The 11,368-nt window shown below is 60.2% G+C and carries 11 protein-coding genes and 1 pseudogene; 6 read left to right on the forward strand and 6 right to left on the reverse strand.

The window, feature by feature from the left end; all coding sequences use genetic code 11:
* Positions 1-362: 362 nt before the first annotated feature.
* Positions 363-1,703, reverse strand: a complete 1,341-nt coding sequence (locus GSQ83_RS14455; protein WP_158803578.1) for a hypothetical protein — start codon at positions 1,701-1,703, stop codon at positions 363-365.
* 417 nt (positions 1,704-2,120) lie between these two features.
* Between GSQ83_RS14455 and GSQ83_RS14460 the strand changes: the two are divergent.
* Positions 2,121-2,389: pseudogene (locus GSQ83_RS14460) on the forward strand (HU family DNA-binding protein).
* Between the two features lie 26 nt (positions 2,390-2,415).
* On the opposite strand, the gene GSQ83_RS14465 reads toward GSQ83_RS14460, so the two are convergent.
* On the reverse strand, positions 2,416-2,964 hold the full coding sequence (locus GSQ83_RS14465; protein WP_158803579.1) for a hypothetical protein: 549 nt from the start codon (positions 2,962-2,964) through the stop codon (positions 2,416-2,418).
* Between the two features lie 848 nt (positions 2,965-3,812).
* Between GSQ83_RS14465 and GSQ83_RS14470 the strand changes: the two genes are divergently transcribed.
* The 5 genes from GSQ83_RS14470 to GSQ83_RS14490 all read left to right on the forward strand — a co-directional run bounded on the left by GSQ83_RS14470 (position 3,813) and on the right by GSQ83_RS14490 (position 7,981).
* On the forward strand, positions 3,813-4,436 hold the full coding sequence (locus GSQ83_RS14470) for an AAA family ATPase (protein ID WP_158803580.1): 624 nt from the start codon (positions 3,813-3,815) through the stop codon (positions 4,434-4,436).
* Complete coding sequence (locus tag GSQ83_RS14475) at positions 4,433-4,822, forward strand: hypothetical protein (protein ID WP_158803581.1); 390 nt, start codon at positions 4,433-4,435, stop codon at positions 4,820-4,822. The genes GSQ83_RS14470 and GSQ83_RS14475 overlap by 4 nt, the downstream gene beginning before the upstream one ends.
* A 38-nt stretch (positions 4,823-4,860) precedes the next feature.
* Positions 4,861-5,019: an SDR family oxidoreductase gene (locus GSQ83_RS14480; RefSeq protein WP_216850198.1), complete on the forward strand. Its 159-nt coding sequence runs from the start codon at positions 4,861-4,863 to the stop codon at positions 5,017-5,019.
* A 257-nt stretch (positions 5,020-5,276) separates the two neighbouring features.
* A complete protein-coding gene (locus GSQ83_RS14485) occupies positions 5,277-6,023 on the forward strand; it encodes an alpha/beta fold hydrolase (RefSeq protein ID WP_256367102.1) in 747 nt (248 codons plus the stop codon).
* Positions 6,024-6,421: 398 nt separating this feature from the next.
* A complete protein-coding gene (locus GSQ83_RS14490; RefSeq protein WP_158803582.1) occupies positions 6,422-7,981 on the forward strand; it encodes an ABC transporter substrate-binding protein in 1,560 nt (519 codons plus the stop codon).
* Positions 7,982-8,052: 71 nt separating this feature from the next.
* On the opposite strand, the gene GSQ83_RS14495 is transcribed toward GSQ83_RS14490, so the two are convergent.
* From GSQ83_RS14495 to GSQ83_RS14510, 4 genes are all read right to left on the reverse strand, one after another.
* The gene (locus tag GSQ83_RS14495) at positions 8,053-9,030 is read right to left on the reverse strand and encodes an ABC transporter ATP-binding protein (protein ID WP_216850200.1); all 978 of its coding nucleotides are present in this window, start codon (positions 9,028-9,030) and stop codon (positions 8,053-8,055) included.
* Positions 9,027-9,977 carry an ABC transporter ATP-binding protein gene (locus tag GSQ83_RS14500; RefSeq protein ID WP_254065693.1) on the reverse strand — a complete coding sequence of 317 codons (951 nt, stop codon included), beginning with the start codon at positions 9,975-9,977 and terminating at the stop codon, positions 9,027-9,029. The genes GSQ83_RS14495 and GSQ83_RS14500 overlap by 4 nt, the downstream gene beginning before the upstream one ends.
* 20 nt (positions 9,978-9,997) lie before the next feature.
* The gene (locus tag GSQ83_RS14505; protein WP_216850202.1) at positions 9,998-10,885 is read right to left on the reverse strand and encodes an ABC transporter permease; all 888 of its coding nucleotides are present in this window, start codon (positions 10,883-10,885) and stop codon (positions 9,998-10,000) included.
* Positions 10,866-11,368 (reverse strand): ABC transporter permease (locus GSQ83_RS14510; protein WP_158803726.1); only part of this gene is annotated, 503 nt, incomplete at its 5' end. The genes GSQ83_RS14505 and GSQ83_RS14510, both read right to left, overlap by 20 nt.

An 11,368-nucleotide genomic window follows, 5' to 3' on the forward strand; every position in this document is an offset into this window, starting at 1 on the left:
GCCCCACACGTGTTCAAGAACATCTTCGGTGAGACGGCTCATGGCTGTGCCTGTGGGCACCCGCCGGACAGGACGCTTTTCTTCGGCTAATGGCATCCCGGTCGAGAACCCCGCGTCGCCGCCGCTGCATTCACGAGCATCGCTCGGTTGCGAGCGGGGACAAGTAATCAAAACGCGAAAAACCCCTTCCCGCGTGTTGAGGGAGGGACGGCTGGTGTCTGCTGCACAGTAAGCCTATGTGGACTGACCGCGCCTCAGGTCACAACTCAACGGCCTCGCGGCTGGCTGCTTCGGGGGTGGTGTGCTCGGCGACGCGGCGAGCCGCATCTTGCGCCAGAGTCCACTCCTCATCTTCGTTCCGTTCAGGCTGGTGGAAACAGGATGTCCTGTTCACGGCGGAGTGCCACGAGGCGGTCATTCGCGGGACCGAGCACTACATCGTCATAGGTGAGGTATTCTCCTTTCGAGACGGCTCGTTTCATTGTGGCATCTCGCGCCAGGGCGAAGGGAAGAAAATTGCCTTCACTCACAATGCGCGCCTTTTCCACACGCCCCGCGACGCAAAGGCCTCCAATCTCGTCGATGACCTCACCTTGGAGGAGGTCCTTTTTCGTCAGCGCCATGACGTCGGCGTAGCGCTTGCCGCTTGTCAGCGGTGCGATGGTCACCTGCCGATCGACGACTGCCATGGCAATTGAGATCGGCGCCTGGATCGCCACGTAATGATAAGGCGTGTAGAAGATGCCGACCGTCGACTTTCCCTTCGGCGAAGTGAGTAGTTGGACGCCTGCTGCGCTACCGAGGGGACTCCTATCGTCCACCAGGTTGCCGAGGCCGGACATAGAATTCATAAACACCCGCTGCAGTTCATTCCGAATTCGCACTACGACGAAGCACCAGACAGGCTGGACGTGGGCACCTTCCGCCGGGACGATACGTTCGACCACACCGGTGCGACTTAGGATGCCGCCATTTTCGCGGCTGTCGAGGAGCTGGGGAACACGCTGCGCGAACTCGTTAAAGGTGACTGCCGGTCCATGCATTCCGCGGATATCGGGCTCGAGCCCGGTCGCGTTTGCGATCATGCAGCATTCTTCGTTCGTCTTAGAGCCGTCGACGAACGAGGCGAAGAGGGCTGCATTGCGCTGCACGGCGCCCGCGCTCACGTTTTTGAGATAGGCGCCCACATTTTCCTTATTCCATTTGACGTCGCCGCCGCCGTAGTCATGCCGTCCAGCCGCGAGAATTTCGAAGCCAAGCGCATCAGCTTCATCATACAGCGCCTTCACCACGCCCGGTTCATCGCCGTGGATGCCAGTATAGACGACACCCGCATCGTCCGCTTTCTTCTTGAGGATGTTCCCGACTAGCACATCACCTTCAACGTTGAAGGTGACAAGGTGCTTCTTGGCCGCGATCGTGGCCAGCGCGACATCGGCGAAGAATGTCGGATTGCCGGTTGCCTCCACGACGCAATCAATCTGTGGCAGACTCCAGGCGATTTCCGCCTTCGTCGTAATCACCTTGTGACCGGCAGCCAGCGCCGCATCCGCTTCTTCAACCGATACGCAGCGTGTGATCTGGTTCTCCATGAAGCCGGCGGCGCCCAGCACTTCGGCGGCACGGCCAAGATCAACATCTACTACGACCTCAGCCTGCATCCCCCGTGCCATGGTGAGCTGATCAACAAGAGCGCCGCCCATGGCGCCGGTGCCGATGACCGCGACCTGGATGGGGCCGTGTGTCTCACTGTGCTTTCGGATGCGGTCGTTTATCCCGAACATTCTATTCCTCGCTCCATCTATGCCGGTTGAGCTTGTCACGCGCCGGAAATGGCCTGATTTTCTGAATCTTCTCTCATAAGGGCAAACACTGGCACATCTAAGTAGGATCGTCGACACGCCGAACCTGTTAAGCTTGCTCTCATTGGTCGGCGCGTGAAGTGGTCGCCCCTCTACTAAGGTGGGTATCGGCCGGCTCGTTTCCCCGTCCGCATTGGAAGTCCACGCGCCCACGCCTGGTGGGCGGCACATACCGTATAACGCAGACCGGCGTCGAATTTGACGTTGCATGGCGTGACACCCCGCTCGGGTGCTCGACGCATTAACGCGCCCGAGCGCGTGTCAAAAGGCTTCATTGCCTCCGTTCTGCAGGACTCTGCTGAGTTGACTGGTGTCGCGGCGAATCGAGCGGCAGTGACCTCATAGATGCCATCGTCAAAGAGCTGAAAACCTCCGGCGGCTTCACCTTACCCAGCTTCGGCACCTTTCGTGTCGCCAAGACAAAGGCCCGCAAGGAGCTCAACCCACGCACAGGTGAGCCGGTCAAGGTAAAGGCGGGCAAAACCGTGAGGTTCAAAGTCTCGCCGTTGCTCAAGAAGTTGGTCTAAGGTCCCACATCGCCGAGGCGACGCCGTCAACCTTTCACAGGATCACTCGCGCTTTCGCAATATCTAGAAGCACTCTCCTCGACATGGCCAGCCTTGCCGACGGCTTCCCGAAAGCGGCCGAGGGCGCAGCGCGGCACGTCGCGAATCAGGAAGACAGCGCCATCGGGAATAGATGTCGCCCACGTGCTGGGCGACGTGAGGCATCTTGGCTTCCCCGAGAGGAACCGGATGCCTCGGCCTGGGCGAGCCCCACGCAGGTTCCTGAGGGACGCAGCGATCTCGCGTCCGACGAGATAGATCGGCGTCTCACGCGCTTCGAACACGGAGCGAAATGGCACCCGCTCGTCGACCGTGATCCGAAGATCAACCAAGTCTTCTAGAGCGGCAATCCTGCCATCGACCGCCCAGATGTCCTGACAAAGCGCGCGCAGTGCCTGCTCCGCTTTGAGTGGAAAGACCCAGCCGGTCGTCGAGCCGAGCCACGTTCCACCGACCTGCCTTGCACGATACGGAAGTGCGGGATGATAGGGCGCCTCGAGTTCAAGCCGCGCCCCGTTGGCCCGAATGACGACCATGTCGGGTTCTCCCAGAAGAACTGGCCGAATCCTAACTCTCTCCTCGCTGTGCGCCAAACACTATGTCGGAGCACCTAGATGAATTCGCTGAATCAACGGCGGCCGAGAAATCAAGAAAGGGAATCAGCTGCTGTGAGCCTGCTCGCATTTGCTAGACGGATTAGGGTGCTCCGCCCCTTGGACTTTCGGAGGTCGACTTCATCTCGCGGTCTTGCCTCACCGAAGCGAGCCATCTCTCCGTGCGGCCCAGCCTTTCACAAATGCTGCGCGTTCCGAGACCGTCATCCAGGAGCCGCTCGGCGCGCGCTCTAACATCGCCGTCCTGAGCAGGCGGAGCAGTTCGAGGAGCGACGACAGCGGATAGAAGAGCGACGGCTCGGTGGTTCGCATTGTCGCGCTCGGCCTTCTCCTTTTGCAACAGCTCGTAGAGCTCACAGACTCGAACGCCAAGTCGTCTCGCCGCCTGTTTGATCGGCGTATGTTGCTCGTGGACCAGCTCCCACGCCCCGGTCGTCGTCGCCATGTTCCTCCTACTCGTCGATCATTGAGCGTCCTTTTCGTGCCACGCCGCCGGTTGGACATCAATGGTTAGCCGCGCTCGCTTGGAGTGTTGGGGTAGACGGACCGTCACAGCGAGGGCACGCACTTCGCGCTGTAGAGGAAACCGACGAAGAGAAGGATCGAATTCGCGTCATTTGTCGGCGCCTGGTCGAATGCAGAACAGTCTCATCCGCGCGAATGCAAATCGCCGCTTGATCGAGGCTGGTGTCTTCCATGAGCGACTGATATTTTCATAACGACATCGCCTCATTTGAGTCATTCATTTTAGTCTCGGAGCTTTCGTCGCTATGTCTCTGCTGCCCCTCCGCTTTGGTGGAGCTACTGCATTAACCGTCGCATCCACCTTCCCGCACAAGCTTTCACCAGCGCTTGCCGATGGCATGGTCGCGCGACGGCGTCTGTTCAAGCGGATGGAGGCAGTATCGAAGGCCGGCGTCATCGCCATTGTGGGTCCGCCGGCGAGCGGCAAGACCTTCCTCGCCGCCAGCTGGCTTTGCTTCGACTGGGTCGTGCAGCGGACAGGCCACGCCATCTGGTATCAGGCCGACGATGCCGACGAGGACATCGCGGCCTTCTTCCAGCTCGTCGGATCAGCCCTCGAGGAACAGCTCAACGACAATGAGGAGCCCCTCCCCGCCTATACCCCGGAAGCTTTCTCTCAACTGAAGAGCTTCTCGGCCCATTGGTTCCGGGCTCTCTTCAAGGGAGGCACGCGGCCTCCCATCCTCTTCGTCATCGACGATCTTCACCGTCTCCCGGCGGATTCCCCGTTGGCCCAGGTGCTGCTTGAGCTCGCGAAGGCGCTCGGGCCCCAGGATCGTTTGATCTTCTTTTCGCGGGTGGCCCTACCGTCCGCTATCCGGAGGGCGATCCCCCGCTCGCGGCTGGTAGCATCACCGACCTCCAGGTGAGTGAGAATGAATGGGAGGATTTCGCGCAGGCTTCGGATCGACTGGAGCCGCTGACGCGCGAGGCCTTCGCCGCGTCGCTGCGACGCTCGGGTTACTGGATCGCCGGGCTCGACTGCCTGCCCCGGCGGACCGGGATCCTTCACGCCAGCTTGGATCAAATTCAATCCTTGCTCGCTCGGCTCGAAGCATCGGATCGCGCAGCGCTACTGGCGACAGCGTTCCTGCAAACCGGTGTCGAGCAGGACTGGGCGACGCTCGGCGGACCCGAAGCCTACCCAGCTCTGCTTCGGCTCGGCGCGGCGACGGGGTTTGTCTCCCGCCTCAGCGACACCGCGTTCCGTAAGCACGAGCTGCTTCCGGTTGAACGAGAGACTCGTGATCACTGACCGCCGCCGTCCAGATCCTCGCAGTCGAACTCAAGCCCATGCGAGTGAATGGGGTCTCCCCGGGCGTGATTGATACGCCCTGGTGGGACGCCCTGCCTGAGGCCCAGAAGCAGGCGATGTTCAAAGACTTCGCGGCCAGAACCCCGGTCGGCCGCGTCTGGCGGCCGGAGGACGTGGCGCAGGCGATCGCGTTCTGATCGCCGACGACTTCATGACCGGCCAGACGCTGATCTGCGACGGCGGTCTACGTTTTACGGCGTAATCGAGGCCGGCCCCTGATCTAAGGCGCGGTCACAATTTGAGCATGCCTGCGTGGTGCGCTGGCCTGCCGCAGATAGCACAGGTTCTGCGGTCAGACCGTGTAGGAGCGATCGCAAGCAATGAAACATTGTGTTGAGGTTGATGAGGCGACGGTGGCTTTTCAGGTTGATGGGGCGGGCCCGGCCCGATCCTCCTGCACGGCGCGGGCGGCAATTCCGAAACAAATCGGAGCCAATTGATCGGCCGGCTGTCCAAATGTCACACCGTCGTCCGACCGGACTTTTCGGGACCGGGCGAGACGGTTGATGATGGAAGGCCGTTAACCGTCGCTATGCTGGCCGCTCAAGCAGTCGCAGCAGCTGATCTGGCGGGCGCGACACCCTTTGATCTCGTCGGCTTCACCTTCGGCGCTACAGTTGCGACCTGTCTCGCGGCCGAATACCCCCATCTTGTGCGCTCTGTCATATTGCTCGCTGCGTCCTCGACGAGCGCAGATGCGCGCCAGACACTGCAATTCGAGCTATGGCGGGATCTGATCCGCACAGATCGGAAGGCGCTGACGCGTTTGCTCCTGTTTACCGGCTTTGCCCCGGATTTCCTCGCCAAGATGGACTATCCGACAGTGCTTCAGTTCATTGAGGAAATCGTTGCCCGAAGTAATTGGGATGGCTTGGCGCGGCAGCTCGAATTGCTTCTGACACAGGATGTAAGAGACCAAGCGCGGCGCATCAACAAACCTACTTTGGCTACCGGTCGCACCCACGATTATTTGGTCCCGCCCGCTTATACACAAGGGCTCGTCGATCTCATCCCAAACGAGCGCTATTTGGAGATAGCAACGGGCCATCTTGCGACATTGGAGAGCCCGCAACTTGTAGCCAACTGTATCCTCGATTTCGTGAGTCCCAATTTTCGGGTAATTTGGTCAACAGGCAGATAGGCGCGTTATCTCGTGTTGAGGCTCGTGACCAGCGTGCGAGCATTTCCCAGGCACATGTTACTAGGCGAGTTTGGCGCAGGCCAGGTTTCTCTGCTGCACCCGTGACGTCGCCCCGCCCCGCCCATCAGCGGGCAACCTATGGATCGTTTAAAAGCAATTCAACTCGCTCCGATCCATAGTTTGCCTGCTCTTCACGCCTGGAACGACGGCCCGTCGCGAATGGAGCCGGCGACACACAATGACGGAAGCCGCCGAGCTTGGCAAAGTATACGTGGAAGATGAGAGTTACCTCAGATACCATGTCGGATGATGACCCGCGCGTCGATTGACGCCACAGGCCTTCCATGTTGGATTTGCGCTTCACAATGCAGTTGTCTTTACAACTGAGGAGTTTCGTAATGAGTGCCCTGAGATTGAACAGACGGCAGGCGCTTCAGGGACTAGCTGCGATCGGTTTGGCCGCGACCGGTGGCCTGCCCAGTGCTGCCGACGCCGCGGTGTCGAAGGTCCTCCGCGCCCGCTCCTATTCCGACCTTCAGGTGCTCGATCCACTGGATTGGATTTCACAGCCTGATGTCGATATTGCCGTCTGCTGCCTGAGCAAGCTTATCCGCCACAAGCCCGGTACCTCTTGGGACTGGGAGTTAGACGCAGCGGAATCAATCAAGCAGATCGACGACACTCATGTGGCCTTCACGCTACGCAAGGGCATCAAATGGTCCAACGGATTCGGTGAGCTGACGGCTGAGGATGTCAAATATTCCTTCGAGCGGATAGCGAACCCGAAGAACCAGTCCCCCTACATGACCGACTGGTCGTCGCTCGACCATGTCGAGGTTACCGACAGCTACTCCGGTGTGATTGTTTTGAAGGAGTATTTCGCGCCGCTCTGGACCAGCACGCTGCCAGAGGCATCTGGTATGATCGTCTGCAAGAAGGCGGTGGAAGCGCTGCCCGGCAAGAAGTTCACCACTGCCTTTCCGGCAGTCTCCGGCCCCTACCAGATCGGCCAGTGGGTGCCGAAACAGAAAACCGTCCTTACGCGCAATCCGGACTTCTCCGGCACACCACCCACCTTTGATAGCATCGAGATTTATCCGATCGAAGACCCGAATACTGCAGAGATTGCATTCGAGGCGGGGAGTCTGGATTTCACCTGGATCGGGCTGGATGCGCTTGCCCGACTGAAGAAAAAGGCTCCGGCACATGCCGTGCTGATCGAACGGCCGTCCCTTGCTTTCACCTGGCTCGGCATGAACCTTACACATCCAAACTTGCAAGACGTCAACGTCCGACGCGCGATCCAGCAGGCGGTCGATATGGATTCCGTGCTAGAGGCGGCTTATTTCGGTCAGGCGCAGCGCGCGACCGGTATCGTCGCTCCCAGTCTGCTCGGTCATCGGACGAAGAACCTCTATGGCTATGATCCGAATGCGGCCAAGGCGTCGCTTGAGAAGGCTGGTAAGTCAGAAGGCCTGCGTGTCACCCTCGCCTGCCTCAATACATCGGAGTTCCTGTCCGCTGCGCAAGTGATTCAGGCCAGCCTGAGCGAAGTGGGTATCACGGCCGACATCAAACCCTATGACTCCGGCACCTTCTGGACCCTCGGCAGCCAGACGGGCACGAGTTGGAACGAAATCCAGCTCATCCTCAACCGTTACACAATGGAACCCGACCCCTCGTGGGCCACGGCTTGGTTTACGACCGCCCAGATCGGCGTCTGGAACTGGGAACGTTGGAGCAGCCCAGAGTTCGATAAGCTGCAGGAGAAGGCATTGCATATGCGCGATTCGAAGGAACGCAACGCGACGTATCAGCATATGCAGGACCTTATGGAAGAATCAGGTGCATACCTCTTCATCACAAACGGCGCGACGCCCAGCATTACGCGCGACAATGTGGTTCCAGCTTTGCTGCCGGACGGCGTGCCACTGCTCTTCGCATTCGGAAACGCCTGAAGGCACAAATCATGCTCGGCGAGGGGCGCACTGCTCCGAGCTGGGCATGATGAAGAAATCGGGCGATCGACCTACGACACGAGCGGGAAGTGGCAACGCGCCACCCGCTGCCCGATATTTCTGTCGTCGGGAGCCTGTTCGGTGCAGAGCGGTTGCGCGCGCGGACACCTAGTGTGGAATTCACACCCGGAAGGACGCGCGGCCAGACTAGGTACTTCGCCCATCAACTCGACATCCTCGCGGCGCTTGTCCGGATCAATCTCGGGCTGAGCCGCCAGCAGCCCGTGCGTGTAAGGATGCGCGGGATCGGCATAAATCTCGGCCGTATCCCCCATCTCGACGAAACGACCCATATACATGATTGCCATGCGATCGCTGACATGGCGCACCACTGCGAGATTATGGGAGATCAGCAGATAGGTGAGCCCGAGTTCATCTTGCAATCGCCGAAGAAGGTTTAGGATTTCGCCTTGGACGGATACGTCCAGGCCAGCAGTTGGTTCGTCAGCGATGATCAGCCTTGGCGATAGTGCCAGGGCACGTGCGACGCCCACACGGCGCGCCTGCCCGCCGCTGAGCTGATGAGGATAGCGCTCGGCGAAGTCCGCCGGAAGACCGACCAAGGCCAGCAATCGCCGGCATTCGGCCTCGCGGTCCCGCGCACGCAAACCCTGCCTGAAGCCATGAATGTCGAAAGGTTCCGTCACCAGCGACCGCACGGTCAGGCGCGGGCTAAGCGACGCGATCGCGTCCTGAAACATCATCGCCATCTGTCGCCTCCACAACACGAGGGACGCGTCCCCGCCTGAGGGCATGGCGGCGCCGGCAATCTTAATTTGTCCTGCACGGAATGGCGCAAGGCCCATGACAGCGCGGCCGAGCGTGCTCTTGCCCGATCCGCTTTCGCCCACCAAAGCGAAGGTTGACCCGGCCAAGATATCAAATGAAACGTCCAGCACCGCATCGACCCCGTGACGCGCCGCAAAAGGAAGAATACGCGGGGCATCATAGCGCACGCCGAGCCCCTTTACCTCCAGCAGAGCGCTCACGGACCGACTTTGTGACAACGAGCAACGTGTCCGAGGCCGACACGGTGCGCCGGCGGTGGCGTAAGACATATGTCGCTCGCCATTTGGCATCGTGGCGCAAAGACGCAGCCTGGCGGGGGCGAGACGAGGTTTGGCACTTCACCCCCGATTGTCGGTAGGATCCGCGCCATGCCCGGGATACGCGCCGGATCGCAATCCAGAAGCGCTCGCGTATAGGGATGGCGTGGTTGCAGAAGAATATTCCGCACCGGTGCCTGTTCCATAACCTCACCCGCATAAAGGATCGTCACGTCGTCACAAAGCTCGGCGATAAGTCCCAGGTTATGCGAGACAAATAGAATAGATCCGTGAAAATCTTTACGCAGGAGACGCAGCAAGTGGATGATCTGCGCCTCCATCGTGACATCCAGCGCTGTCGTCGGCTCGTCGGCGATCAGAAGGTCGGGATTACCCAGCAGCGCCATGGCAATTGCGATGCGCTGGCGCATGCCTCCGCTGAACTCATGTGGATGGCGAGACAGGCGCGCTGCGGCGTCAGGAATGCCGACGCGGCTAAGCATCGCGGCGGCTCGGTCACGTTTATCCGTCGCAGAAAGGCGATCGCGATACTGAATATCCGTCATCTGTTGTCCGATCGATAGCACCGGATTCAGTGCCGTCATTGGGTCTTGGAAGACCATCGCTATACGCCGACCCCGCAAGGCACGTAGGGCAGCGGACTTAAGGGCTAGCAGGTCTTCGCCATCGAACTGCACAGCACCGCTGATATCGGCATTCTCCGGTAGCAGCCGGGTTGCCGCACCGATCAGCGTAGACTTTCCGGAGCCACTTTCGCCGACAATTCCCATTATGGCGCCGCGGACTACCGCCAAATCGACATGCCGAAGCGCCTGAACTCTGCCGGCAGCGCTGGCGAAGGAGACGCTGAGGTCCCTCACATCGAGCATCGGCCCTGCCATAGCCCCGTTCACCGGCCGCGCCGCAGTCTTGGATCCAGTGCGTCTCGAAGGCCCTCGCCAAGGAAAGTAAAACCTAGCGTCGTGAGGATCAGCGGCAAGCTGCCTCCGACGACGATCCAAGGCGTGTCGCGAATGTAGTTGTATCCCTCACTCAGCATCCGTCCCCAGCTCGGTGCGGGCGGTGGTACACCGAGACCAAGGAAGCTCAAGCCGGCTTCGAGCGTGATCACGCCCGGAATATCCATACTAGCAAGGATCAGCAGCGGGCCGATGACGTTGGGCAGGACGTGGCGCAGCAGAATGCGCGCTGGTCTCGCGCCTAACGAGCGCTCGGCCACAATGAATTCCGCGACACGAATGCTCTGGGTGGAAGTGCGGATAAGGCGCGCATAACGGGGGATCGTGACGATGACGATGATGAGTAGGACCGTGCCGAGATCCGGACCGAGCAGCGTGATCACCGCCAGCGCCAGCATCACCACCGGAAAAGAATAGGTGGTGTCGAAGATCACAAGCAACATCGCATCCAGCCAGCGCGGGCCAAAGCCGGCGATCAGACCGAGCAACACCCCGCCAATAACCGAAATACCAGTCGCCGACAGACCGAGGAACAACGCGAAACGGGCGCCCACAATCATGCGGCTAAGGATATCCCGCCCTAACTGATCGGTGCCCAGCCAATGCGCCCAGGAAGGATTTGAGAAACGGATGCCTAGCGCCATCTTGAAGGGACTGTACGGCGCTAGCGCATCCCCGCCGATCGCGCAGATAATCAAGGCCAGCACAAGCAACCCGCCGACCGGACGCGTCCAGTCCCCAGCCAACAATCGCCGCGGGGAGAACCGCCCTGCCGTCACCACGACCGTTCCTGAAATGTCAGAGACCGGCACGGACACGGGGATCCAGGAGCGCGACGACCAGATCGGCCAACAAGGTGCAGAGCGCAAAGAGGCCAACCGTGACGAGCACGGTTCCCATGACAACCGGATAGTTGCGCGTTTCCACCGCACCCAGCACCATCTTGCCAATGCCCGGCCGGTTGAATACTGCCTCCGCGAACACGGCGCTGGAAAGCAGGCCACCCATCCCAAGGCCGATGAGGGTAACGGTTGGGAGCACCGCGATCCGCAACGCATAGCGAAAGACGATCATCCGCTCCGGCAGACCGAAGGCGCGTGCTGTACGAATATGAGCCTCACCCAACACCTCCAGCATTGACGCGCGCACCAGCCGTGCGAGGTAGCCGACCCAGCCCAGACCAACGGCAAAGGCGGGCAGCACAAGGTGGTAGAGTTCGTCCAGCGGATGCCCCTGCTCGCCCGCGCCGATTGCGGGAAACCAGTTGAAATAGACCGCAAACAACAGCAAGGCGTAGATCG

This window comes from Acidisoma sp. L85, assembly GCF_009765865.1.
GTDB lineage: Bacteria > Pseudomonadota > Alphaproteobacteria > Acetobacterales > Acetobacteraceae > Acidisoma.